The organism is Streptomyces sp. NPDC047981 (genome assembly GCF_040653315.1).
GTDB lineage: Bacteria > Actinomycetota > Actinomycetes > Streptomycetales > Streptomycetaceae > Streptomyces.
Map to the genome: position 1 here is coordinate 16,493 of NZ_JBEZNQ010000011.1, position 24,500 is coordinate 40,992.

Sequence of the window (24,500 nt, forward strand, 5' to 3'; positions counted from 1 at the left end):
GAAACGCCTGTGCGCCTTGTCACGGCGCCGCCCCCGCCATTGCGACCTGGGTCACGCAACCGCGGCCTTGTCGATCACGTCCGGGGCTACGCTGACGCCGTCGGGCACCAAGGGGGGACACCAGATGGATCCGTCAGTCATCGGCACGCGCCTCGCCTCTGCGGCGATGGCCCCGCTTCTGAAGAAACTGCTGGTCAGCGACGGTCCAGGGGCGGGTCTGCCGGGCGCGGCCCGGCGCATCCGACTGTCCGGGCTCGTCTCCTTCCGCGGTGAGAAGCGCACCCTGACCGAGAAGGACGTCCGCAAGCTCGCCGCCACCCTCGTCGAGCGCGCGACGGCCGGCCCCGGCGAGCGGCCGTTCCCCGCCGACGAGACCGAGGCGCTCACGGACACCCTGGCCGCGACCCTGCTCGCCCTCGGCGACCTCGACATGGACGACGTCCAGGCCGTCCACCTGGGCGCGCCCGCCCTGGCCCGCGCCCTGCGCACGGCGGCCCCGGCCCCGGACGGCCTGTCGACGGACTCCGTCCACTTCCTCGGCTCGCTGACCGAGTGGGCCTGCGTCCACATCCTGGAGTTCTTCACCCAGCGCTCCACCTTCGTGGCCCGCTCCCTGGTCGAGCAGACCCGCGGCCAGGCCGCCCTGACCGCCAAGGTCGACGAGGTCATCCGCCGCACGCCCCGGGTGGACGCGCGGGACGCGGAGTTCGAGCGGCGGTACCTGGCGTACGTGGCGCGGAAGCACGGGAGCCTGCAGATCTACGGGGTCGACCTGGACGGGGCTCCGGAGAGGTGGCCGCTGGACGTGGCGTATCTGTCGCTGGAGGCGACGGGGCTGCTCTCCAACATGCTGGAGCTCGAAGGCAGGGCAGCGCTGGACCTGCTGGAGGCCGAGGGCAGGGCAGCGCTGACCGAACTCGATGACAGCACGCTGGCAGACCGGTACTCCTTGGATGAAGCCGCGCTCCTGCGTCTCGGATACGGACGGCTCCGCGAGCGCGCCGCTGTGGGCGGCCCCGCCGACCAGGCGCTCGCCCAGCAGGACCGGGTCCTGCTGCGGGGCCTCGCCGGCTCCGGGAAGACGACGCTCGTCCAGTGGCTGGCCGTCTCGGCGACCCGCGAGGACCTCGCGGACGACATGGCGTACCTCCGCGACCGCATCCCCTTCGTCCTCCCCCTCCGCACCCTGACCCGCCACGGCGAGCGGCTCCCCAGCCCCGACCGCTTCCTGGCCTCCGTCGACTGCCCCCTCTCCCCACCCGACGGCTGGGCGGACCGCGTCCTCGCCTCCGGGCGCGGCCTGGTCCTCGTCGACGGCATCGACGAGATCCCGGAGGCCGAGCGCGAGCGCGCCCGCCGCTGGCTCCGCGACCTCCTCGACTCCTACGAAGGCAACCGCTGGCTCGTCACCTCCCGCCCCACCGCCGTACGCGACGACTGGCTGGCGGGCGAGGGCTTCGCCGAGCTGACCCTCACCCCCATGTCGACCGCCGAGGTCACCACCTTCGTACGCCGCTGGCACCGGGCGGCCGGACCGGACGCGGCCCCGTACGAGCAGCAGCTGCTCGACGCCCTACGGTCCACCTCCGAGGTCGCCCAGCTCGCCACCAACCCCCTCATGTGCGGTCTGATCTGCGCCCTGCACCGCAGCCGCCGGGGTTTCCTGCCGCGCGGCCGCAAGGCGCTCTACGACGCGGCCCTGTCGATGCTCCTCAGCCGCCGCGACCGCGAGCGGGACATGGGCACCCCGTACGGGATCGAGCTGGGCGAGGCCCCGCAGATCCAGCTGATCCAGCGCATCGCGTACTGGCTGACCCTCAACGGCCGCACGACGATCGACCGTTCGCACGCTGAGTCGGTCGTACGGGAGGCGGTGCCCGCCATCACCGAGGCGGCCGGGTACGACCCGGACGCGGTCTTCACTCACCTCCTCCACCGCAGCGGCCTCCTGCGCGAACCGACCGCCGACACCGTCGACTTCGTGCACCGCACCTTCCAGGACTACCTCGCGGCGAAGGCGCTCGTGGACCGCTGGGACATCGGCGTCCTGGTCCGGCACGCGGCCGACGACCAGTGGGAGGACGTCATCCGCATGGCTGTCGGCCATGCCCGCCCACGTGAATGCGCCGAGATCTTCGAGGAGTTGCTCCGCGCGGTCGACGCGGCACCCGACCGCAGCACCCGGCTGCGGATCCTGGTCGTGGCGGCGACCGCCCTCGACCACGCGACGGAGGTGGCGCCGGAGATCCGGAGCCGGGTCCTGCGCCGGACTGCGGCGGTCATTCCGCCCTCCGGCCCGGACGAGGCGCGGGATCTGGCGTCGGTGGGACGGGCGGTCCTCGACCTGCTGCCGGGACCGGAGGGGCTCGACGGCGAGGCCGCACGGGCGGTGGTGATCACGGCGACGCACATCCTGGACGACGCGGCGCTGCCGTACCTGGCGAGGTTCACCCGCCACCCGAGCCTGCGGGTGCGCTCCCAGCTCATGTGGGCATGGCCCCGGTTCGACCCCGCGACATACGCCGAGGAGATCATCGCCCGGCTGGATCCGTCGGAACTCAGCTTCACCGTGCGTACCGACGAACACGCGGCCCTGTTCGAGCGCCTGGGGCTGCGTCCGGAGCGCCTGGAACTCCGTCAAGGCCTCACCCCGCACGGAGCGGCGCTGCTGGGCGACGCGCTCAGGAGCGCGAAGAGCCTGGGCGTCGTGGCTTCGATCGCCCACATCCTCGAGTCCCTCCCCGCCGACAACGCGCTGGAGAGCCTCACCCTGGCGGACACCCCGGAAGGAGGTTTCGGCGTATTCCGACGCCTGACCGAGCTGAGTGGGCTCACGGTCCGCGGTGAGAACGTGGTGGCCCCGGAGGACTGGTGGGTGCTCGCCGATTTCACCCGGCTCAGGTTCCTCTCGGTGACCGACACGGCCCTGCGGACCATGCCGGACTCGCTGCGGCTGCCGGTCAACTCGCTGTACGTGGAGTGCAGGGATGCCTTCGCCCCCCTCGACGTGATCGGTCGTGCCTTCCCGCATCTGGAGCAGCTCTTCGTCTGGGGCTCACACCGTGGCCAGGTCCACGACCTCACGCCCTTGGCGCCACTGGAACGGCTCTCCTACGTCGCCGCCGCGACCGGCGCCCGCTTCACCGGCACCGAACACCTCCGCCCCACCGTCGAAGTGGTCACATGACCCGCCCTCCCCCGGTACGTTCGCGCACATGACCGACATAGAACTCGCCGACGCCATCGAGTCCGTACGCGATCAGCTCATCGAGGCCGCCGGCCGGGCCACGGGGAAGCCCGTGGCCTTCGAAGTGGGGGACATCGAGATGGAGTTCACGATCGAACTCCGCAAGGAGGTGAAGGGCGGGGCCAAGGTCAAGGCCTGGGTCGTCGAGGCCGGGGCCGACGCCTCCCGGGCGCGGGGCGAGACGCACCGGGTCTCCTTCACGCTGAAGCCGCTCAACGCCGCCACCCGAGGTCCCTGGCTCGTCGGGAACGACGACGCGGGTGACACCTCCGACTTCGGCGCCGGGCCCGCCCGCTGATGGGCGTCCTCGGGCGCACCGCCTTACGGCTCCCCGTCGTCGTCCGCTCCGAGCAGCACGGCCGACAGGGCAGCGGGGTCATGCTCACCACCGACACCGTCCTCACCTGCGCCCATGTCCTGGGCCCCGCCTACTCGGCCTGGGTGTCCGTGCCCGGACTGCACGCGTCCGTCCTCTGTCAGGTGATCTGGTCGGACCACCGGCTCGACGCGGCGCTCCTGCAGGCCCCCAAGAGCCTGGCCGGTCTGGTCGCCTACCGCGCCAGGATCGGCCACGTCGCCACCGACCGGCCCCTGCCCGGCTGCGAGATCCTCGGGTATCCGCGAGTCCAGCGGTACGAGGACGGCCGCAAACTGGAGAGCGATCAGTACCGCGGCACCCTGCTCCCCCTCGCCGGGCTCATCCGCCGCACGATGGTCGTCGAGCTCGACGCACCGCCGGCGGCCGTGGAGAGCGACGAGGGTTCACCGCTCGCGGGGCTCTCCGGCGGGCCGGTCATCTCCGGTGACGGGCTGATCGGGATCGTGCGCGAGGTGCCGAGGGGCCGTGGGCACCGGCGCGTCGAGTGCGTGCCGCTGAGCGCCCTCGCCGCCGACGCCGACTTCCTCGTCGCCTACACCCAGGCCACCGGCCACGGCTTCCCCTCGCTCGTCGCGCTCACCCACCACTCCTCGACCGACGCGCCCTACGAGCAGGAGTACGGCGAGGCCGTCGCCGCCGCCTACCGCCGCACCCGGATCTTCGGCCTCGACGAACTCGGCCGACGGGCCGCCGACTGGGACCTGGACACCGCCTACCTCTCCCTGGAGGCCACCTCACGGGCCCCGGCCGCCGCTCCCGTCCCGCAGCGCATCGACGACCTCCTCGCTTCCCGGCCCCGCGTCCTGCTCCGCGGGGACGCGGGCGCGGGCAAGACCACCCTCGTCTGGTGGCTCGCCGCCCACGCGGCCGCCGGCACCCTCGGCCCGCGACTGGCCGAGCTGAACGGGCTCGTGCCGTTCGTCGTCCCCCTGCGGGCCCTCCGCGCCCGGGGCACCGGCTTCCCCACCCCCGCCGAACTCCCGGGCACGGCAGGCCTGATGATCGACGCGGCACCCGACGGCTGGGCCGGGCGCGTGCTGGCCGAGGGTCGGGCGCTGCTGCTCGTCGACGGTCTCGACGAGGTGCCCCAGGAGGACCGGGAGGCCGTCCACGGCTGGCTGTCGGGGCTCCTCGCCCGCTACCCCCGCACCCGCTGCGTGGCGACCGTGCGACCGCTCGCCGTCGAGGTGGACTGGCTGGGCGGGGAGGGGTTCGAGGAGCTCACCCTGCTCCCGCTGCGGGACGAGGACATCCAGGCCTTCGTGACCGCCTGGCACGACGCCGCCCGGCTCGACGCCGTCGACGAGCCGCTCGACGCGCTCGAACGCGACCTGCTCCAGCAGTTCCGCCACAACCCGACCCTGGCCGACCTGGCCCGTACACCGCTGCTGTGCGCGGTGATCTGCGCCCTGCACCGATTACGGGACGGGTTCCTGCCCGAGACCCGCTGGGCGCTCTACGACTCCGCCCTGAGGCTGCTGCTCGGCAGCCGCGACGACCGGCGCCGGATCGACGCCCCCGACGGCATCCGGATGTCGGTGGAGGAGCACCAGCAGCTCCTCCAGCGGCTCGCGGCCTGGCTCGTCCGGGGCGGGCAGACGGAGTTCACCCGGGAGCAGGCGCTCCACCAGCTGAACCGGACGCTGCCGGGGATGCCACGCGTCGCGGAGCAGGGCACGCCCGAGGAGATCCTCACCCATCTCCTCAACCGCACCGGCCTCCTCCACGAACGGACCGACTCCGTCTTCCAGTTCGCCCACCGCACGTTCCAGGACTTCCTGGCGGCCAAGGAGTTCGTCGAGGACGACCTCGTACCGGAACTGCTGCGGCACGCGCGCGACCAGCAGTGGCACGACGTCCTGCTGCTCGCGGCCGGCCACTGCTCGCGCCGCGACCTGCCCGTCCTCGTGGAGGGGCTCCTCGCGGCCGGCTCGGGGAGCCGGGACAAGGACCTGAAGACGACCCTGTACGTGCTGGCAGCCCTCTGCGCCCAGCACGCGGCCTGGCTCACGGAGGGGCTCCACGCGCGCGTGCGGAAGGCGATCGTCTCGGTCCTGCCGCCCCGGACCCTCGAACAGCAGAACACGCTGACAAGGCTGGGGGCCTACCTCCTGCCGCTCCTGCCCGACCCGGCGTCGGAGGCGGAGCCCAGAGGATCCTCGCTCTCCCTGATCTGCGAGATCGGTGGCGCGGCCGCGCTCCCCTATGCACGCGCGTACGCCGACGCCACGCATGCCTTTCTGCTGGCCGTCAGCTGGTCGACGTTCCCGACGGAGGCGTACGCCCGCGAAGTCCTGGCCCGCATCCCGCTCGACATCGTCATGCTCTACATCACGGAAAGAGACCAGCTCCCTTGGGTCCCGCTGCTGCGGCACGCCCCGAACGTTCATCTGCACGGCGGCTTCGCCCAGGCGGAGATCACGGAAGCCCTCCGTGACCTCCCCCTGAAACTGCTCCACATCACCGACAACGCACGCCTGACGGACCTGTCGCTGCTCATGCCGTTCGCGGCCACGCTCCGGGCCCTGTCGATGCAGCGTTGCTCGTCGCTGACGGACCTCACGGCACTCGAGGGTCTCGTCGAGCTGCAGTCCTTGCAGCTCGACGGTATGCGGCTGGGCGCCGAGGAGCTGAAGGTGATCGCGAGGGTCCGTTCGCTGCGGCACCTCTCGCTGCACGCCCGCCCGGACCTCACCACCCAGCTGGACCTGACCCCGCTGCACAGCCTCGCCGGCCTCAAGGTGAGGGTCGAGGGCCTCGCCAAGCGCCAGGTCCTCGGCCGTGCCCCCTTCGGCGACCGGCTCACCCTGCAGCCGTAGGGACCCACGCCAAAGGGGCGGCCCCGGACTCTTCCGAGTCCGGGGCCGCCCCTGTCACGCGATCGGGCGCTTACGCGTCCTTCGAGAGGTTCGGGCCCGCTCCGCCCGTGGCCTGCTCGATCGGCGGGACGTCCGGCAGGGCCGACTTCTCCTCGCCGCGGAAGGTGAACTTCTTCTCCTCACCCTCGCCCTCGACATCCACGACCACGATGTGACCGGGGCGCAGCTCGCCGAAGAGGATCTTCTCGGAGAGCGAGTCCTCGATCTCGCGCTGGATCGTCCGGCGCAGCGGCCGGGCGCCCAGAACGGGGTCGTAGCCCTTCTTGGCGAGCAGCTCCTTCGCGGACTGGGAGAGCTCGATGCCCATGTCCCGGTCCTTCAGGCGCTCGTCCACCCGGCCGATCATCAGGTCGACGATCTGCAGGATGTCGTCCTGGGTGAGCTGCGGGAAGACGATGATGTCGTCCACACGGTTGAGGAACTCCGGGCGGAAGTGCTGCTTCAGCTCGTCGCTGACCTTCGCCTTCATCCGCTCGTAGTTGGACTTCGTGTCGCCCTGGGCGGCGAAGCCCAGGTTGAAGCCCTTCGAGATGTCCCGGGTCCCGAGGTTGGTCGTCATGATGATGACCGTGTTCTTGAAGTCCACGACCCGGCCCTGGGAGTCGGTCAGGCGACCGTCCTCCAGGATCTGGAGAAGGGAATTGAAGATATCGGGGTGGGCCTTCTCGACCTCGTCGAAGAGGACGACGGAGAACGGCTTGCGGCGCACCTTCTCGGTGAGCTGGCCGCCCTCTTCGTAGCCCACGTATCCGGGCGGGGAACCGAAGAGCCGGGAAACCGTGTGCTTCTCGCTGAACTCCGACATGTCGAGGGAGATCATCGCGTCCTCGTCGCCGAAGAGGAATTCGGCGAGCGCCTTGGACAGCTCGGTCTTACCGACACCGGACGGGCCGGCGAAGATGAACGAGCCACCCGGACGCTTCGGGTCCTTCAGGCCGGCACGCGTACGACGGATCGCCCGCGAGAGGCCGATGACGGCGTCCTTCTGGCCGATGACGCGCTTGTGGAGCTCGTCCTCCATGCGGAGCAGGCGGCTGGACTCCTCCTCGGTCAGCTTGAAGACCGGGATGCCGGTGGCGGTCGCGAGGACCTCGGCGATCAGCTCGCCGTCGACCTCGGCGACGACGTCCATGTCGCCGGCCTTCCACTCCTTCTCCCGCTTGGCCTTCGCCGCCAGCAGCTGCTTCTCCTTGTCGCGGAGAGACGCCGCCTTCTCGAAGTCCTGGGAGTCGATCGCGGACTCCTTGTCCCGGCGGACGCCGGCGATCTTCTCGTCGAACTCGCGGAGGTCCGGCGGCGCGGTCATCCGGCGGATGCGCATCCGGGAACCGGCCTCGTCGATCAGGTCGATCGCCTTGTCCGGCAGGAAGCGGTCCGAGATGTACCGGTCGGCCAGGGTCGCGGCCTGGACGAGGGCCTCGTCCGTGATGGAGACGCGGTGGTGGGCCTCGTACCGGTCACGCAGACCCTTGAGGATCTCGATCGTGTGCGGCAGCGACGGCTCGGCGACCTGGATGGGCTGGAAGCGGCGCTCGAGCGCGGCGTCCTTCTCCAGGTACTTGCGGTACTCGTCGAGCGTGGTGGCGCCGATGGTCTGGAGCTCACCGCGGGCCAGCATCGGCTTGAGGATGCTGGCGGCGTCGATCGCGCCCTCGGCGGCACCCGCACCCACCAGGGTGTGGAGCTCGTCGATGAACAGGATGATGTCGCCGCGGGTGCGGATCTCCTTGAGGACCTTCTTCAGGCGCTCCTCGAAGTCACCGCGGTAGCGGGAGCCGGCGACGAGCGCGCCGAGGTCCAGGGTGTAGAGGTGCTTGTCCTTGAGGGTCTCGGGCACCTCGCCCTTGACGATGGCCTGCGCCAGTCCCTCGACGACGGCGGTCTTGCCGACGCCGGGCTCGCCGATGAGAACCGGGTTGTTCTTCGTGCGGCGGGACAGCACCTGCATGACCCGCTCGATCTCCTTCTCGCGCCCGATGACCGGGTCGAGCTTGGATTCGCGGGCCGCCTGGGTGAGGTTGCGGCCGAACTGGTCGAGGACCAGGGACGTCGAGGGGGTGCCCTCGGCAGGACCGCCGGCCGTGGCGGCTTCCTTGCCCTGGTAGCCGGAGAGCAGCTGGATGACCTGCTGCCGCACCCGGTTGAGATCGGCGCCCAGCTTCACGAGGACCTGGGCGGCGACGCCCTCGCCCTCGCGGATCAGGCCGAGCAGGATGTGCTCCGTGCCGATGTAGTTGTGGCCGAGCTGGAGGGCCTCGCGGAGCGACAGCTCCAGGACCTTCTTGGCACGCGGGGTGAAGGGGATGTGACCGGACGGAGCCTGCTGGCCCTGCCCGATGATCTCCTCAACCTGCTGGCGGACCGCCTCGAGCGAAATCCCGAGGCTCTCCAGGGCCTTAGCGGCGACACCCTCACCCTCGTGGATAAGGCCCAGGAGGATGTGCTCGGTGCCGATGTAGTTGTGGTTGAGCATCCGGGCTTCTTCCTGAGCCAGGACGACAACCCGCCGCGCGCGGTCGGTGAACCTCTCGAACATCGTTAATCGCTCCTCAGAGCGGTCAGTCAGTTAGGGGTCGATCCCCTCCCTGTCCTTCCGCAGCTTAGTCCCGCAAGCGGGGACCGCTCATTCCAACTGCCGACATCCGTCCGGATCACCCCCTTGTCCGTGGGGAGACCTGCTGCCGAACAGCCGACAAATGCTCCAACTCGATGGTGCGAGACGATGTTCCCGCAGGCCAAGCAGTTACCCGCGCCGCATGTACGCCGATGGCGAACGTGAGACGCGAATCGCCGCGAGTCGTCCCTCCTCACTAGGAATGTCTTACCCGTAGGCACTGACACTCCATGCGGCACACCCCGGTTCCCTCCGCTACGGGCGAACATCCTTGCGCTGCCGGACGCACCCGCACGCCCCCCTCACGCTCACGGAGTGCATCCGATCGGCGACGGAGCGTCGATGCCGGCGTGCCCGTCGGCGTAACCAAGGAGCCCTCGGGGGCGTTCCCCGGGCATGCCCTTCAGCGTCCGGCGCGTGCCGCCGCCCCGCTCTCCGCTCGACGGTCCGCCGCTCGACGGTCCGCCGTTCGAGGGCGATCCGGCGCGCTGGTACGAGGAGGGGCTCGGCTGGGCGACGGTGGCGGGGCCGCCGGTGGGCCTGGTGACGGGGCTGCGCTTCGACGTCCTGGAGCTGCCCGCCGAGGCCGGTCGCGCGGTGCTGCGCAGGACGGGCGGCGGCGCCACGGGGCCGGTGGCCCTGGCGGGGCGGCGGATGCGGCTGCTCGTGGCCGCGGGGAGCGCGGAGGAGCTGCCGGGGCTCCTCGACTGGCTGGAGTGGGGCGGCATCTCGCTGGACCTCACCGCGATGGGCGCCGGCAGCCGGATGACCGCTCCTGTTCCCCCAGGATGGAGCGGTTCCGGCGCGCCGGGCGCCGCGGTGTGGCTGCGGGCCCCCGAGCCGGGTCGCGCGGTGGAACCCTCACTCCCCGCCCTGCGGCCCGCGGAGCGGGCCGACGCGGCCGCCCCGTGTCTGGTGCGGCTTGTGGCCGCCGCGGCGGCGGAGTGCCACCGGGTGCGGCTGCTGAGTGCGCGCCCCGCGTGCTCCACGGGCCGGTCGCTCAGCAGCTGACGCGTCAGCGGTTGGCGTTCTCGTACGCGGTCTTGACCTCCGCCGGGACACGGCCGCGGTCGTTCACCGGGTAGCCGTTCTCCTTGGCCCACGCACGGATCTTCGCGGTGTCCGGGCCCGCACCGGGCGCCACTCGGCCCTTGCCGCGCGTAGCGGCGCTGCGGCCACCGGTGCGACGGCCGCTCTTGGTGTACGGCTCGAGCAGGCCGCGGAGCTTCTCCGCGTTGGCGGTGGTGAGGTCGATCTCGTAGGTCTTGCCGTCCAGCGCGAACGTCACGGTCTCGTCCGCCTCGACACCGTCGAGGTCGTCGACAAGAAGGACCTGAACCTTCTGTGCCACCGGATTTCCTTTCATCGAAAATGCAGTACGCGGAAAGGAAACCGCTTTTCCCGGAAAAACACAAACCCCTGGGAGAGGTTCAGAAGCCAGGCAACGCGGGAAACGTACGCGATTCGGACATAGAGGTTCCGAGTGGGTTCCGATGGGCTTCCGATGGGCTTCGGATGAGGTTCCGTGACGGTTCCGCGCACGTTCCGGAGCCGGTATCAGAGCGATCGTTACGATCAGAGGTGCAGAAGCATCCGGCTGTTGCCCAAGGTGTTCGGCTTCACTCGTTCGAGACCGAGGAACTCCGCGACACCCTCGTCATAGGAACGCAGGAGCTCGCTGTACACATCTCCGTCGACCGGAGTCTCACCGATCTCCACGAAGCCGTGCTTCGCGAAGAAGTCGACTTCGAAGGTCAGGCAGAATACCCGGCGCACCCCGAGCCAACGCGCGGTGTGCAGCAACTTCTCGAGCACGTGATGTCCGACACCGGCGCCCTTGAACTCGGGATCGACGGCGAGAGTACGGACTTCGGCGAGGTCTTCCCACATGACATGGAGTGCGCCGCAGCCGACCACGACGGCGTCCTCGTCGCGTTCGGCGACCCAGAACTCCTGGATGGCCTCGTAAAGCGTCACGGTCGCTTTGTCGAGCAGGATGCCCCGGCTGACGTACGGGTCGACGAGGCGGCGTACGGCGGCGACATCACTGGTGCGGGCGCGACGAACGGTGACGGCTTTTGCGGCGGCGGGGGACGACGGCATGGGGGGACGTTATCGCCCGGCGTCGTCCGCGGCGTCGGCAGCCTCGCCGACGGCCTTCTCCGGCGCGGCCGGGGCCGCCGCGGGCGGGCTCGCGGGGGCTTCCTCTGCAGGTGGGGCGGGGGGCTCGGGGGCGTTGTACCCGACGACGCGGATCGCGTCGCTGAGGGCCTCGCGCTGCTCGCTGGACATCATGCCGAAGAACGCGACAAGGGCCGCCGCGGGGTTGTCGCTCTGCGCCCAGGCCTCGTTCATGAGTGCGGCCGAGTAGGCGGCGCGGGTGGAGACCGCCGTATATCGATAGGCGCGCCCGTCGACTTCCCTGCGCACCCAGCCCTTCTGATGGAGATTGTCCATTACGGTCATGACGGTGGTGTAGGCGATGGACCGTTCCTGCTGGAGATCCTCCAGGACTTCCCTGACGGTCACCGGCCGGTTCCATTGCCAGACGCGTGTCATGACGGCGTCTTCCAGCTCTCCCAATTGGCGGGGCACACCGCCACCATAGTCCGCGAACCGGTAATGGCTGGTTATTGACGGAGGAAACGCAACAAAAAGGACGTACGACCGGAAAGCGGTCGTACGTCCTTCGGGTGTTCTTCGGGTGCTGCGCGGGCGTCCTCCGCCGCGGGCGGGGGCCGCCCGCGGGCTACGAGGCCGCGCCGTCCGCCTGGCGGGTGGCCTCGGCGCGGGCGAGGGCGGCGTCCACGGCGGCGTCCTCCTTGGCCTTGTTGGGGCCGCCCTGGCTCTTCACGATCGTGACGACGAGCGCGGTGAAGAACACGGCCATCACGACGGGGGGCAGGAGCGCGGATACGTAGTCCATGGCCACCAGAGTAGCTATCCGGCGACGCGTTCCTCGGGCGGGGGCGGGGGTACGGGGCGTCGGCGCGGCGGGAACACCTCGGAGGGCTTGGGCGCCGGGCGCTTGGCCGGAGCGGGTGTCGCGGGCGGCTTCGGGGTGGCGGGCCGCTTGGGCTCGTCGGCCGCCCGGCCGCCGGGCAGGGCGAGCAGCCGCGCACGGGGCGCCGGGGGCTGCGCGGGTGCCGGCACCACGGGCGTGGGCGGCACGGGCGCGGGCGCCGCCTGGGAGAGGCGGGCGAGGCGGGCGCGCACGGAACGCTCCGCGAGGACCTGGCAGCGCTCCAGGAGTGCGGCGGCCCGGGGGTTGGCCCGCAGCGCGCGCAGGGCCGCGAGGTCGTCGACGCCGGGGTCGTACCCCGCGCCGAGGGCGTCCTGGAGGAGTTCCAGATAGCCGGTGAGCGAGCCGGGCAGGGTCTCGCGGTACCTGGTCAGGTCCGCGAGGAGGAACGCCCGGAGCCGGCCTGCCTCGCGGACGGCGTCGTCCACGGACTCGGCGAGGCGCAGGCAGTCCTGGACATCCTCGTCCTGAAGGGGGGCGGGGTTGAGGGCGGTGGCAAGGGCGCGGCGGACCACACGCAGCTCGTCCGCGCTGAACGCCATGCCGCCCCGGGATCCGTATGGCGTGGGCATGGGGTGACGATACGCGCTAATCGGACAAATTTCGTCTTACCGATCATCCCCGGGCGCGGCGCGGACGGAGGGCCGGGGGCGGGCCGGCAGCGGCCAACAGCCCCGCCACGCGCCTGCTGCCCCTCATGGCTGTCCTCGTCTCCGTCACGGACGTTCCCGATGTACCTACGGAACGGAGACTTCCGGGAGGAGACGACGGTTGTACGGCCGCCCCTGGTTCGGCGCGGCGGCATCCCGGCTTCACCCGCGGCCGGGCAGGGTCACAGCCGGGAGACGTTGCGTTCGTACACCAGGCGCAGGCCCACCAGCGTCAGCCAGGGCTCGTGCTCGTCGATCTGGGTGGAGTCGCCGAGGACCATCGGGGCGAGGCCGCCCGTCGCGATCACCGTCACGGTGGAGGGGTCGCCGTCCCGGCCCACGAGCTCGCGCTTCATGCGCGAGACCACGCCGTCGACCTGGCCCGCGTACCCGTAGACGATGCCCGACTGCATCGCTTCCACCGTGTTCTTGCCGATCACGCTGCGCGGCCGGGCCAGCTCGATCTTGCGGAGCATCGCGCCCTTGACGCCCAGCGCGTCGACCGAGATCTCGATGCCGGGCGCGATCGCCCCGCCCGCGTACTCGCCGCGCGCGGTGATCGCGTCGTACGTCGTCGCCGTACCGAAGTCGACCACGATCGCCGGGCCGCCGTAGAGCTCGACCGCGGCGACCGCGTTGATGATCCGGTCCGCGCCGACCTCCTTCGGGTTGTCCGTGAGGATCGGCACGCCCGTCTTGACGCCGGGCTCGACGAGGACGGCCGGGACGTCGCCGTAGTACCGGCGGGTGACCTCGCGCAGCTCGTGCAGCACCGAGGGGACCGTCGCGCAGATCGCGATCCCCTCGATGCCGTCGCTCAGCTCGACGCCGAGCAGCGGGTGCATGCCCATCAGGCCCTGGAGGAGGACCGCCATCTCGTCGGCGGTGCGGCGCGGGTCGGTCGAGATGCGCCAGTGCTCGACGATCTCCTCGCCGTCGAAGAGGCCGAGGACCGTGTGCGTGTTGCCGACGTCGATGGTGAGCAGCATCAGGCCCGCACCTCGCGCAGGTCGAGGCCGATGTCGAGGATCGGGGAGGAGTGCGTGAGCCCGCCGACCGCGAGGTAGTCCACGCCCGTCGCCGCGTACGCCGCCGCGTTCTCCAGGGTGAGGCGGCCGGAGGACTCCAGCACCGCGCGGCCGGCGACCAGGGCGACGGCCTCCTCGGTCTCCAGAGGGGTGAAGTTGTCCAGCAGGATCAGGTCCGCGCCCGCGTCCAGGACCTCGCGGACCTGGTGCAGCGTGTCGACCTCGACCTCGATCGGCACGTCCGGGAACTGCTCCCGAACGGCCTTGAACGCCTGCGCGACGCCACCGGCGGCCACCACGTGGTTGTCCTTGACCAGCGCGGCGTCCGACAGCGACATGCGGTGGTTGACGCCGCCGCCGCAGCGCACCGCGTACTTCTCCAGGGCGCGCAGGCCCGGAGTGGTCTTGCGGGTGTCGCGCACGCGCGCCCCGGTGCCCTCCAGGACGTCCGCCCACGCGCGCGTGGCGGTGGCGATGCCGGAGAGACGGCACAGGATGTTCAGCGCGCTGCGCTCGCCGGTGAGCAGGTCACGGGTCCGGGTGGTGACGCTCAGGAGCTTCTGTCCCGCCTCGACCCGGTCGCCGTCCTCGACGTGCCGCTCGACCTCGAAGGTGTCGGTGCAGACGATGGACAGCACGGCCTCGACGACGCGCAGGCCGGCGACCACGCCCGCCTCGCGGGCGGTGAAGTCGGCGGTGGCGACCGCGTCCTCGGGGACGGTCGCGACGGTCGTCACGTCCACGCCGCCGTCGAGGTCCTCCTCGATGGCCAGGTGGGCGATGTCCTCGACCTGGACCGGGTCCAGGCCGGCGTCGGCGAGGAGCTGGGCGAGCGCCGGGTCGAGGCCGCTCTCGTAGACCTCGTCGGCGCAGCCGCAGCCGTCACCGCAGCCGCCGGAGTCCTCGGCGGGCGCGCTGATCTGGATCAGGGGGACGTCCACGGGCTGCGGACGTGCTTCTTCGGGCGTGCTCACGGCTGCGGCTCCTCGGGGGCTTCGGGTGTGACGGGGGGAAAGTCTGCGGTGGCGGTACGGCGGACCACGAGCCGCCGGTCGGAGGTGAGGCGCACGACCAGATGGCGCTGCCACTCCTCGACGCGCTCGGGGTGGTCCTCGCGCCAGTGGCAGCCGCGGGTCTCCTCGCGCTCCAGGGCGGCGGCGACCAGGACCCGGGCGACGCACAGGAGGTTGGTGGTCTCCCAGGACTCGACGCCCGGCTCGGCCGTCTTGCCGAAGTGGTCCTCCGCCGCGGAGAGGCTCAGGCTCTCCAGGGCGTCGGCGGCGGCGCCGAGGCTCCCGGCGGACCGCAGCACTCCGGCGTCCGCGCTCATGATCCGCTGGATGCGGACCCGGGTCTCCGGGGCCAGCAGCGGCAGCACGGTCGTGCCTGCGGACACCACCGGAAGGCCCTCGCGGTGCGGGCCGCGCGTGGCGATGTCGTCGGCGATCCGCTCGGCGAAGACCAGGCCCTCCAGGAGCGAGTTCGAGGCGAGCCGGTTGGCGCCGTGGACGCCCGTGCAGGCCACCTCACCGCACGCGTAGAGGCCCGGGACCGTGGTCCGGCCCGTCAGGTCGGTGCGGACGCCGCCGGAGGCGTAGTGGGCCGCAGGGGCGACCGGGACGGGCTCGGTGACCGGGTCGATGCCGTGGGCCCGGCAGGCGGCCAGGATGGTGGGGAAACGCTGCTCCCACATCTCGGCGCCGAAGTGCCGCGCGTCCAGGTACATGTGCTCCGCGCCCTGCTCCTGCATCCGGCGCATGATCGCCTTGGCGACGATGTCGCGGGGGGCGAGCTCGGCCAGCTCGTGCTGCCCGAGCATGAAGCGGACCCCGTCCGCGTCCACGAGGTGGGCGCCCTCGCCCCGTACCGCCTCGGAGACCAGCGGCTGCTGCCCCTCGGAGTCGGCGCCGAGGAAGAGCACCGTCGGGTGGAACTGGACGAACTCCAGGTCGGAGACCTCGGCCCCGGCGCGCAGGGCGAGCGCGACACCGTCGCCGGTGGAGACGGCCGGGTTGGTGGTGGCGGAGAAGACCTGGCCCATGCCTCCGGTGGCGAGGACCACGGCGGGGGCGTGGACGGCGCCGACGCCGTCGTGCTGGCCCTCGCCCATGACGTGCAGGGTCACACCGGCCGTGCGGCCGTCGGCGTCCTTGAGGAGGTCGAGGACGAGGGCGTGCTCGATCGTGCGCAGCCCCCCGTCCCGTATCGCCTCCACGAGGGCGCGGGAGATCTCCGCGCCGGTGGCGTCGCCGCCCGCGTGGGCGATCCGGCGGCGGTGGTGGCCGCCCTCACGGGTCAGGGCGATCTCGCCGTCGGCGGTCTTGTCGAAGTCGGCGCCGGTGTCGATCAGCCGGCGGACGGCGTCGGGGCCCTCGGTGACCAGGAGCCGGACGGCCTCGGTGTCGCAGAGCCCGGCGCCCGCGACGAGCGTGTCGTCCAGGTGCTGCTCGGGGGTGTCGCCCTCGCCGAGCGCGGCGGCGATCCCGCCCTGCGCCCAGCGGGTGGAACCGTCGTCCAGGAGGGCCTTGGTGACGACGACCGTGCGCAGTCCCGCGGCGGTGCAGCGCAGGGCCGCGGTGAGCCCGGCGACGCCGGAGCCGACCACGACGACGTCGGCGTCGATGGACCAGCCGGGCGCGGGCGCGTGCAGCCGTATTCCAGTCACTTGGTGGCTCCGAACATCAGCGGGATGTTGTCGATCAGCCGCGTGCTGCCCACGCGCGCGGCGACGGCGAGGAGCGCCTCGCCGTCGTGGTCGTCGGCGACCTCGGTGAAGTCCGCCGGGTCGACCAGGGCGAGGTAGTCGAGGGTGAGCGGGGGCTCGGCCTTCGCCGCGTCGTCGACGACGGCGCGGGCCGCGGCCCGTACGGCCTCGGCGCCACCGCCCTCGGCCGCCTGCGCGACGGCGTGGGCGTCGGCCGCGGCACGGGCCTCGCCGAGCCGGGAGAGCCCCTCGGCGCGGGTCTCGGCCCGGTTGTGGGCGCCGGGCAGCGAGTCGGCACGCGCGCGCAGCGCGTGCTGGGCGGCGAGCCGGTCGCTCGCGGCGAACAGGGCGCGGGACAGGGCGAGGGCGGTGCGGCGCTCGCCGGCCGACAGGTAGCGGTTACGGCTGGACAGGGCCAGTCCGTCGGTCTCGCGGACGGTCGGCACGCCGACGATCTCCGCCGGGAAGTTCAGGTCGCGGACCATCCGCCGGATCAGGGCCAGCTGCTGGGCGTCCTTCTGGCCGAAGAAGGCCAGGTCGGGGCGAGTGAGGTGGAGCAGCTTGGCGACGACGGTGAGCATGCCGTCGAAGTGTCCCGGCCGGGAGGCGCCTTCGAGGCGCTCGCCCATGGGGCCCGCGCTGATCCGGACCTGCGGCTCACCGCCGGGGTACACCTCGTCGACGGAGGGCGCGAAGACGGCGTCCGCGCCGGCCTCCTCGGCCGTCCTGAGGTCGGCGTCCAGGGTGCGGGGGTACCGGTCGAGGTCCTCGCCCGCGCCGAACTGCAGGGGGTTGACGAAGACGGTGACGACGACGAAGCCGTCGGGGCCGACGGACTCACGGGCCGTACGGACGAGGGTGGCGTGGCCGTCGTGGAGCGCGCCCATGGTCATGACGACGGCGCTGCGGCGGCCGGTGGAGCGGTTTTCGGCCAGGCCCTGGGGGGCCGCGAGGGCGTGCAGCTCGTCCGCCGTACGGACCAGGGCGAAGGTGGTCGAGGTCATCGGTCGGTCTCCCCGTCGGCGAGCACACCCAGCAGGTCCTCGGCCAGCTCGGGCTTGAGCAGGCCGTGCGCGAGCGCCCGGTCGGCGGTCGTGCGGGCCATCGCCAGATAGCCGGCGACGGTGCCGGGCGCGTGCTTGCGCAGCTCGGCGACATGGGCGGCGACCGTGCCGGCGTCACCGCGCGCCACGGGGCCGGTGAGCGCGGCGTCCCCGGAACGCAGCGCGTTGTCCAGGGCGGCGCCCAGGAGCGGGCCGAGCATGCGGTCGGGGGCGGCGACCCCGGCCTCGCGGAGCAGGTCCATCGACTGGGCGACCAGCGTGACCAGGTGGTTCGCGCCGAGGGCGAGGGCCGCGTGGTAGAGCGGGCGGGCCTCCTCGGCGATCCACTCGGGCTCGCCGCCCATCTCGATGACCAGGGCCTCGGCCGCGAGCCGCAGTTCCACGGGCGCGGTCACCCCGAAGGAGCAGCCGGCCAGGCGCTGGACGTCCACGGAGGTGCCGGTGAAGGTCATGGCGGGGTGCAGGGCCAGCGGGAGTGCACCGGCCCGGCGGGCGGGGTCGAGGACCTGCACGCCGTACCGCCCGGAGGTGTGCACGAGCAGCTGACCGGGGCGTACGGCACCGGTCTCGGCGAGGCCCTCGACCAGGCCCGGCAGGGCGTCGTCGGGGACCGTCAGGAGCACGAGCTCGGCCCGGGCGAGCACCTCGGCGGGCGGCACGACCGGCACGTCCGGGAGCAGTTCGGCGGCGCGCCGCCGGGACGCGTCGGAGACCGCGGAGACGGCGACGGGCCGGTGGCCCGCGAGCTGCAGGGCGGCGGCGAGGGCGGGTCCCACCCGGCCCGCTCCGACGACTCCGACGGTGAGTCGCGCGGGTCGGTCCTCGGCTCGGGGTTCTGCTCGGGACTCAGCTGGATGGTTCACGCGGCAACGGCCTTCCGTTCCAGTCCGCGGGGGGTACCGGACGATTTCTGGTCATGCTACGCCAGCGTTTCGCCCTCCTCCGTGGCTGTCCACAGGGTGTGGGCGGCGGTGTGATGATCGACCCATGAACGACGTCGTGGACCAGAACGTGGACGAGGGCAGGGGCGAGCACAGGGGCGAGGGCGGGGGCGAGGACGCGAGCGCCCGGCCGGATCTGCCGGTGGACGCGGCCGAAACCCGCCGCCACCAGGCCGAGGTGTGGGGCGCGGCCGCCCGGAAGCTGGCCCACTCGCCGGTCGAGGGCACGGTCGGCGACCGGCTGCGGGCGCTCGCCGACTGGGCCGCGACCGCCGAGGACGACGGCGGCCCGCTCGACGCCTACGGCGACGGCCTCGTCGAGGAGGTCGAACGGCGGGTGGCCGAAGAACTCGGGCTGCCCGCGGCGGTGTTCTTCCCGACCGGGACGATGGCGCAGCAGGTGGCGCTGCGCTGCTGGGCCGGGCGGACCGGCAGCCCCGTCGTCGCCCTGCACCCGCTCGCCCACCCGGAGGTCCACGAGGGCGGCGCGCTCACGTCGGTGAGCGGGCTGCGGACGGTCCACCCGACGGACGAGCCCCGGCTGCCCACGGCGGACGAGGTGCGGGACCACCCGGAGCCGTTCGGGACGCTGATGCTGGAGCTGCCGCTGCGGGACGCCGGGTTCGTGCTGCCGACCTGGGACGAGTTGGTGGCGGTCGTGGAGGCGGCCCGGGAACGGGATGCGGTGGTGCACGTCGACGGCGCGCGGCTGTGGGAGTGCGCCCCGCACTTCGGGCGCGGCCCGCGGGAGATCGCGGCGCTCGCCGACAGCGTGTACGTGTCCTTCTACAAGTCCCTGGGCGGCCTCTCGGGCGCGGCGCTCGCCGGCCCGGAGGACGTGATGGAGGAGGCCCGGGTGTGGCGGCACCGGTACGGCGGCCAGGTCTTCCAGCAGTACCCGGCGGCGGCCTCGGCGCTCCGGGGCCTCGACCGGGAGCTGCCCCTGCTGCCGTCGTACGTGGCGCACGCGCGCGTGGTGGCGGCCTGGCTGCGGGCGGCCTTCGAGGAGGCGGGCACGGCGTGGTTCCGGGTGCACCCCGAGCCGCCGCACACCCACCAGTTCCAGGTCTGGCTGCCGTACGCCCCCGATGTTCTGACGGCGGCCTCCGTGGCGCTCACGGAGGCGACCGGCACCGTCCTCTTCCGCCGCTGGCGGAGCCCCGGCGCGGGCGGTCCGCCGGGGGTGGCGATGGCGGAGGTGACGGTGGGCGAGCCGGGCCTGACATGGACGGAGGAGGACGTCAGGGAGGCGGTACGGGCCTTCCTTGCGCTGCTGCCCCGGGCGTAGCGCGGAGGCCCGGGGCGGCCGGAGGCCGGAGGCCCTGGCCTGGAGGTCCCCGGCCGCACGTGGGGTCCTCAGCAGGCCTTCGGATGGTGTCGGCGGGTCAGGGCCGTCCGCAGCGCCCTGCGCAGCGCCGCACGCAGGCGGCCCCGGGCCGGCCGGCCTGCGAGGACCGCGCGGAAGCGGCGGCGGTCGCGGAGCGCACGGTAGGTCGCGACGTCGTGGGTACCGGGCAGCGGTGGCATCCGCTCCCCGTGCTGCGCGGCGCGATAGGTGTCGAAGAGGTACTGATGCATCGCGTTCATGCCCTCGACGATGGCTCCGCCCAGCGCCCCGGGTCGCGCCGATTGACGGGCGGCGTCAAACGACGCGACACCACCCACCGGGCTTCCCGCACCATGGGGTGGTGAGCGTGACCATCGACATCACCGGCCTTCCGCACGAGCGGATCGTCTTCGCCCCCTCGCCCCTGGCCGAGCTGGGCGCCGCGCTGCACGCGCTCTGCGAGCCCGGCCACCACCCGGGCCTGCACGGCTGGGCCACCACCACCTGCGCGAACCTGAAGCCGGAGCTCGCCGACCGGCTGCACGAGGCCGACTTCATGTGGCGCTCCACCCGGTCGGACTTCCTGCTGACCGCCCAGCCGCGCGCGACGCTCGCGGAGGAGCTGGACGACCTCGACCGCATGGACGACGAGAAGTTCGTGGGCGCGGCCCTGGAGATCTCCTGCAACTCCCAGTACGGCGAGGGCGTGCCCTCCCCGCTCGTCGACGCCCAGGCCCGCTGCCGGGTCCTCGACCTGGCGGCGGCGCGCGGCCCGCGCCAGGCCGCGTTCGTGGCGCGGATGCTGGCCGACCCGCCCGGCACGCGCGCGTGGATCCGGCGGCTCCTGGAGGACTGCGACAAGGCGTTCTTCGCCGACACCTGGGACCGGGTCCGGGTCCAGCTGGCGGCCGACGCCCGCCACAAGACCGAACTGCTGCGGCGCAAGGGCCTCGCCGAGGCGCTCGCGGCCGTGTCGTCGGCGGTGAGCCTGGAGGAGGACGCGCGCGGCACCCGGATCGTCGTCGACAAGCTCGTGCACGGCCGTACGACCGCCCAGGGCTCGGCGCTCACGTTCCTGCCGACGGCCTTCGGCAGGCCGCACCTCTTCGCCCTGCACGCGGCGGGCTGGCAGCCGGTGGTGCAGTACCCCGTCTCCACCCGCGAGATCGCCGGAACCGCGCCCGTGGAGACCGTCAAGCTCCGCCTGGAGGCCGTCGCCCACCCGATGCGGATGCGGATGTGCCGCAGCCTCGCCCGCGCCTCGTACACGACGAGCGAGCTGGCCGACGCGTACGGCATCTCCGCGCCGGAGGTCTCCCGGCACCTCGCGGTCCTGAAGAAGGCCGGGCTGCTCACCACCCAGCGGCGCGGCCGCTACGTCATGCACCAGCTCGACGTGACCGTCGTCGCCCGCCTCGGCAGCGACTTCCTGGAGGCGGTGCTGCGCTAGCGGGGCCGGAGGGCGTCGGAACGTACGGCGGTCAGCCCGCGCCGCCGCCCGCCCGGACCAGGCCCGTCTCGTACGCGAGCACGACGACCTGCACGCGGTCGCGCAGGTCCAGCTTGGTGAGGATGCGGCCGACGTGGGTCTTCACCGTGGCCTCCGAGAGGACGAGCCGGGCGGCGATCTCGCCGTTCGACAGGCCCTGGGCGACCAGGAGCATGACCTCGCGCTCCCGTTCGGTGAGCCGCTCGATCTCCTTGTGCTGCGGGTCCTTGCCCGAGGACGGCAGCATCGGGGAGAAGCGGTCCAGCAGGCGGCGGGTCGTGGACGGGGCCACCACCGCGTCACCGCTGTGCACGGAGCGGATCGCGCCGAGCAGCTCGGCCGGCGGCACGTCCTTCAGCATGAAGCCGCTCGCGCCCGCCTTGAGGCCGGAGAAGGCGTACTCGTCCAGGTCGAACGTGGTCAGGATCAGGACGCGCGGCGCACCGGGCTCCGCGCAGATCCGCCGGGTCGTCTCGACGCCGTCCAGCTTCGGCATGCGGACGTCCATGAGGACCACGTCCACGGCCGTCGAGCGCAGCACCTCCAACGCCTCCACGCCGTCGCCCGCCTCGGCCACGACCTCCATGTCCGGCTGAGCGGCGAGCACCATGCGGAAGCCGGTGCGCAGCAGCACCTGGTCGTCGACGAGCATCACGCGGATGGACATGAAGATCCTTAGGGGTCGTCAGTGAGCGGGCTTGAGGGGAAGCAGGGCGCTGATGCGGAAGCCGCCGCCTGGGCGCGGTCCCGCGTCCAGGGTGCCGCCGACCATGCCGACCCGCTCCCGCATGCCGATCAGGCCGTGGCCCCGGCCGTCGGCGCCCCCGTCCTCGTACATCTCGTGGGTCGCGCCCCGCCCGTCGTCCTCCACGAGCAGCCCGAGACCGTCGTCGAAGTAGACCAGGCGGACGCTCGCGCCGACGTCAGGACCGCCGTGCTTGCGGGTGTTGGTGAGGGCTTCCTGCACGATCCGGTACGCCGTGAGCTCGACGCCGCTCGGCAGCGGGCGCGGGGTGCCCTCGATCCGGAAGTCGACGGTCAGACCGGCGCTGCGGACCTGCTCGACCAGGTCCTCGATCTGCTCGACGTCCGGCTGGGGCACGTACTCCCCGGCCTCCTTGTGCTCGCCGGTGCGCAGGATGCCGAGCAGCCGGCGCATCTCGGCCAGCGCCTGCCGGCCGGTCGAGGAGATCGTCTCCAGGGCCTGCTTGGCCTGGTCGGGCGAGGAGTCGAGGACGTACGCGGCGCCGTCGGCCTGGACGACCATCACCGACACGTTGTGCGCGACCACGTCGTGCAGCTCGCGGGCGATCCGGGCGCGCTCGGCGGCCACGGCGACCTTGGCCTGCGCCTCGCGCTCCTGTTCCAGGCGGGTGGCGCGCTCCTCCAGCTGCGCGAAGTACGCGCGGCGGGTGCGCAGGGAGTCGCCGAGCACCCAGGCGAGGACGAACGGCACGGTCATGATGACGGTGAAGAAGACGTGCGCCGCCGTGGAGTTGATCTCCTCCTGGTCCGGCCAGCGCAGCTGGGAGAGGGTCGCGGCGCTCAGACCGCCGGCCAGGGCGAGCCGGGAGGCCCAGCGCGGGCCGTCGTGCGCGGCGACCGTGTAGATGATCACGAGCATCGCGAAGTCGGCGAAGAACGGCATGAGCCCGAAGGCGAGCTGGGCGACGCCGATGACGACCGTGAGCACGAGCATCTTCTCGGGCGCGCGCCGGCGCAGCGCCACCACCAGGCACAGCAGCGCGGCGACGACCCCGTACGCGGCGGGGTTGTCGACCGTCGGGTAGCTCGAGCCCACCCACAGCAGGGAGAGCCCGAAGAGGACGACGGCCCAGAAGCTGTCGACGCCCGTCGGGTGTCTGCGGATGAAGTCGTAGAGGCGCTGCACGTAACCCAGCGTAGGGAAGGCGCATAGGTGCAGGGGTCAACCGTGGGGTCGATCCTTGACGCGAGAGCCGTACTCCCCAAGGTGGAGACTGGGGCTCGTGACGGATGAGACGTGTCAGTGGCAGGGGTGGCGTGAGGCCACGGAGCGGGCGCTGTACGGCCCTGGAGGCTTCTTTCTGCGCCCCGAGGGCCCCGCAGGTCACTTCCGCACCTCGGTGCACGCCTCCCCGCTCTTCGCGGGGGCGATCGCCCGGCTCCTCGTGGAGGTCGCGGAGGAGCTGGACACGGACGAGGTCGCGTTCGTGGACATGGGCGCGGGGCGCGGTGAGCTGCTGACGGGGGTCCTGGCGGCGGTGGAGGGGCTTGCCGTACGGGTACGGGCGTACGGCGTCGAGCGCGCGGAGCGTCCGGCGGGGCTCGACCCCCGGGTGGAGTGGACGGACCGGCTGCCGGAGGGCGTGCGGGGGCTGCTCTTCGCCAACGAGTGGCTCGACAACGTGCCGGTGGACGTGGCGGCCGTGGACGACTCGGGGACCGTGCGGTACGTCGAGGTGCGGGCGGCCGACGGCGCCGAGCGGCTCGGGCGGACGGTCGAGGGCGCGGACGCGGAGTGGCTGGAGCGGTGGTGGCCGCTCACGGAGCCCGGTGCGCGGGCGGAGATCGGGCGCCCGCGGGACGAGGCATGGGCGGCGGCGGTCGGCTCCCTGGCGGCGGGGCGGGCGGTGGCGGTGGACTACGGGCACGTACGGGAGTCCAGGCCGCCGTTCGGGACGCTGACCGGGTTCCGGGGCGGGCGGGAGGTCACGCCGGTGCCGGACGGGTCGTGCGACGTGACGGCGCACGTGGCGATGGACGCGTGCGCCTCGGCGTGCGGGGGTGGGGGGCTGGTCTCGCAGCGGGAGGCGCTGCGGGGCCTGGGCGTGAGCGGCGAGCGCCCCCCTCTGACCCTCGCGTCCACCGACCCGGCCGCCTACGTGCGGGCGCTCGGCGCGGCGGGCGAGGCGGCCGAGCTGACCGCTCGCGGCGGGCTGGGGGACTTCCTGTGGCTCACGCGGCGGGTGGCGTCGGGAGCCTGACCGGTTGCCGCCCCGGGCGAGGGACACGACAAGGCGCCGCCCCCTGGGGTAGTGCCCACCCTCCCCCTAGGACTTCGCCCTGGGGGGACCCCCAGCCCTGCGGAACGATTGCCCACAACGGTGGGGAGGGGGTGGGGGACCGTACTGCGGGACGGCCGGCCGCAAGTCGGCGGGCACGGGAGATACTGCT

The 24,500-nt window shown here is 72.6% G+C and carries 21 protein-coding genes; 7 read left to right on the forward strand and 14 right to left on the reverse strand.

All coding sequences use genetic code 11. The features are described 5' to 3' along the window. Nucleotides 1-124 precede the first annotated feature (124 nt). From AB0E14_RS09295 to AB0E14_RS09305, 3 genes are read left to right on the forward strand one after another with little or no spacing between them, the layout of a single operon-like run. Nucleotides 125-3,187 (forward strand): NACHT domain-containing protein, encoded by a 3,063-nt coding sequence (locus AB0E14_RS09295; RefSeq protein ID WP_362414182.1) that lies wholly within the window; start codon nucleotides 125-127, stop codon nucleotides 3,185-3,187. Nucleotides 3,188-3,215: 28 nt separating this feature from the next. Further along, on the forward strand, nucleotides 3,216-3,545 hold the full coding sequence (locus AB0E14_RS09300) for a trypco2 family protein (RefSeq protein WP_362414184.1): 330 nt from the start codon (nucleotides 3,216-3,218) through the stop codon (nucleotides 3,543-3,545). Then, nucleotides 3,545-6,445 carry an NACHT domain-containing protein gene (locus AB0E14_RS09305; protein WP_362414186.1) on the forward strand — a complete coding sequence of 967 codons (2,901 nt, stop codon included), beginning with the start codon at nucleotides 3,545-3,547 and terminating at the stop codon, nucleotides 6,443-6,445. Before AB0E14_RS09300 ends, AB0E14_RS09305 begins: the two co-directional genes overlap by 1 nt. 70 nt (nucleotides 6,446-6,515) lie before the next feature. On the opposite strand, the gene AB0E14_RS09310 is transcribed toward AB0E14_RS09305, so the two are convergent. Next, nucleotides 6,516-9,041 carry an ATP-dependent Clp protease ATP-binding subunit gene (locus AB0E14_RS09310; RefSeq protein WP_362414188.1) on the reverse strand — a complete coding sequence of 842 codons (2,526 nt, stop codon included), beginning with the start codon at nucleotides 9,039-9,041 and terminating at the stop codon, nucleotides 6,516-6,518. A 474-nt stretch (nucleotides 9,042-9,515) separates the two neighbouring features. On the opposite strand from AB0E14_RS09310, the gene AB0E14_RS09315 reads away from it, so the two are divergent. Beyond that, entirely contained in the window at nucleotides 9,516-10,130 is a 615-nt protein-coding gene (locus AB0E14_RS09315; protein ID WP_362414190.1) for an SCO3374 family protein, read from the forward strand. A 4-nt stretch (nucleotides 10,131-10,134) separates the two neighbouring features. Here AB0E14_RS09315 and AB0E14_RS09320 read toward each other — a convergent pair whose 3' ends face one another. The 10 genes from AB0E14_RS09320 to AB0E14_RS09365 form a co-directional block, all read right to left on the reverse strand. Further along, nucleotides 10,135-10,470, reverse strand: coding sequence for an Lsr2 family protein (locus AB0E14_RS09320; RefSeq protein WP_362414192.1), 336 nt, complete (start codon nucleotides 10,468-10,470; stop codon nucleotides 10,135-10,137). A gap of 224 nt (nucleotides 10,471-10,694) precedes the next feature. Further along, nucleotides 10,695-11,222, reverse strand: coding sequence for an amino-acid N-acetyltransferase (locus AB0E14_RS09325; RefSeq protein ID WP_362414194.1), 528 nt, complete (start codon nucleotides 11,220-11,222; stop codon nucleotides 10,695-10,697). Nucleotides 11,223-11,231: 9 nt separating this feature from the next. Then, nucleotides 11,232-11,714 (reverse strand): BlaI/MecI/CopY family transcriptional regulator, encoded by a 483-nt coding sequence (locus AB0E14_RS09330; RefSeq protein ID WP_362414197.1) that lies wholly within the window; start codon nucleotides 11,712-11,714, stop codon nucleotides 11,232-11,234. Nucleotides 11,715-11,868: 154 nt separating this feature from the next. Beyond that, the gene (locus AB0E14_RS09335) at nucleotides 11,869-12,045 is read right to left on the reverse strand and encodes a hypothetical protein (protein WP_362414199.1); all 177 of its coding nucleotides are present in this window, start codon (nucleotides 12,043-12,045) and stop codon (nucleotides 11,869-11,871) included. Between the two features lie 14 nt (nucleotides 12,046-12,059). After that, the gene (locus AB0E14_RS09340) at nucleotides 12,060-12,683 is read right to left on the reverse strand and encodes a hypothetical protein (RefSeq protein ID WP_362414408.1); all 624 of its coding nucleotides are present in this window, start codon (nucleotides 12,681-12,683) and stop codon (nucleotides 12,060-12,062) included. Between the two features lie 290 nt (nucleotides 12,684-12,973). Further along, nucleotides 12,974-13,780, reverse strand: coding sequence for a type III pantothenate kinase (locus AB0E14_RS09345; RefSeq protein WP_362414201.1), 807 nt, complete (start codon nucleotides 13,778-13,780; stop codon nucleotides 12,974-12,976). Next, complete coding sequence (gene nadC, locus AB0E14_RS09350) at nucleotides 13,780-14,793, reverse strand: carboxylating nicotinate-nucleotide diphosphorylase (protein WP_362414203.1); 1,014 nt, start codon at nucleotides 14,791-14,793, stop codon at nucleotides 13,780-13,782. The genes AB0E14_RS09345 and nadC overlap by 1 nt, the downstream gene beginning before the upstream one ends. Next, nucleotides 14,790-16,484: an L-aspartate oxidase gene (locus AB0E14_RS09355; protein WP_362414205.1), complete on the reverse strand. Its 1,695-nt coding sequence runs from the start codon at nucleotides 16,482-16,484 to the stop codon at nucleotides 14,790-14,792. Before AB0E14_RS09355 ends, nadC begins: the two co-directional genes overlap by 4 nt. Continuing rightward, a complete protein-coding gene (gene panC, locus AB0E14_RS09360; protein ID WP_362414207.1) occupies nucleotides 16,481-17,527 on the reverse strand; it encodes a pantoate--beta-alanine ligase in 1,047 nt (348 codons plus the stop codon). Before panC ends, AB0E14_RS09355 begins: the two co-directional genes overlap by 4 nt. After that, the gene (locus AB0E14_RS09365) at nucleotides 17,524-18,450 is read right to left on the reverse strand and encodes a DUF2520 domain-containing protein (RefSeq protein ID WP_362414209.1); all 927 of its coding nucleotides are present in this window, start codon (nucleotides 18,448-18,450) and stop codon (nucleotides 17,524-17,526) included. Before AB0E14_RS09365 ends, panC begins: the two co-directional genes overlap by 4 nt. A 124-nt stretch (nucleotides 18,451-18,574) precedes the next feature. Here AB0E14_RS09365 and AB0E14_RS09370 point away from each other — a divergent pair, with 124 nt between their 5' ends. Next, nucleotides 18,575-19,816 carry a beta-eliminating lyase-related protein gene (locus tag AB0E14_RS09370; RefSeq protein ID WP_362414211.1) on the forward strand — a complete coding sequence of 414 codons (1,242 nt, stop codon included), beginning with the start codon at nucleotides 18,575-18,577 and terminating at the stop codon, nucleotides 19,814-19,816. A gap of 68 nt (nucleotides 19,817-19,884) precedes the next feature. Here AB0E14_RS09370 and AB0E14_RS09375 read toward each other — a convergent pair whose 3' ends face one another. Continuing rightward, on the reverse strand, nucleotides 19,885-20,115 hold the full coding sequence (locus AB0E14_RS09375; protein WP_362414213.1) for a hypothetical protein: 231 nt from the start codon (nucleotides 20,113-20,115) through the stop codon (nucleotides 19,885-19,887). Nucleotides 20,116-20,216: 101 nt separating this feature from the next. Here AB0E14_RS09375 and AB0E14_RS09380 point away from each other — a divergent pair, with 101 nt between their 5' ends. Then, nucleotides 20,217-21,305: a DUF5937 family protein gene (locus AB0E14_RS09380; protein ID WP_362414215.1), complete on the forward strand. Its 1,089-nt coding sequence runs from the start codon at nucleotides 20,217-20,219 to the stop codon at nucleotides 21,303-21,305. Nucleotides 21,306-21,336: 31 nt separating this feature from the next. On the opposite strand, the gene AB0E14_RS09385 is transcribed toward AB0E14_RS09380, so the two are convergent. Both AB0E14_RS09385 and AB0E14_RS09390 read right to left on the reverse strand, forming a co-directional pair. Then, entirely contained in the window at nucleotides 21,337-22,011 is a 675-nt protein-coding gene (locus AB0E14_RS09385) for a response regulator transcription factor (RefSeq protein ID WP_362414217.1), read from the reverse strand. Nucleotides 22,012-22,029: 18 nt separating this feature from the next. Continuing rightward, nucleotides 22,030-23,235: a sensor histidine kinase gene (locus AB0E14_RS09390; protein ID WP_362414219.1), complete on the reverse strand. Its 1,206-nt coding sequence runs from the start codon at nucleotides 23,233-23,235 to the stop codon at nucleotides 22,030-22,032. A 97-nt stretch (nucleotides 23,236-23,332) separates the two neighbouring features. On the opposite strand from AB0E14_RS09390, the gene AB0E14_RS09395 reads away from it, so the two are divergent. Continuing rightward, a complete protein-coding gene (locus tag AB0E14_RS09395) occupies nucleotides 23,333-24,310 on the forward strand; it encodes an SAM-dependent methyltransferase (RefSeq protein WP_362414221.1) in 978 nt (325 codons plus the stop codon). The last annotated feature ends 190 nt before the right edge of the window (nucleotides 24,311-24,500 follow it).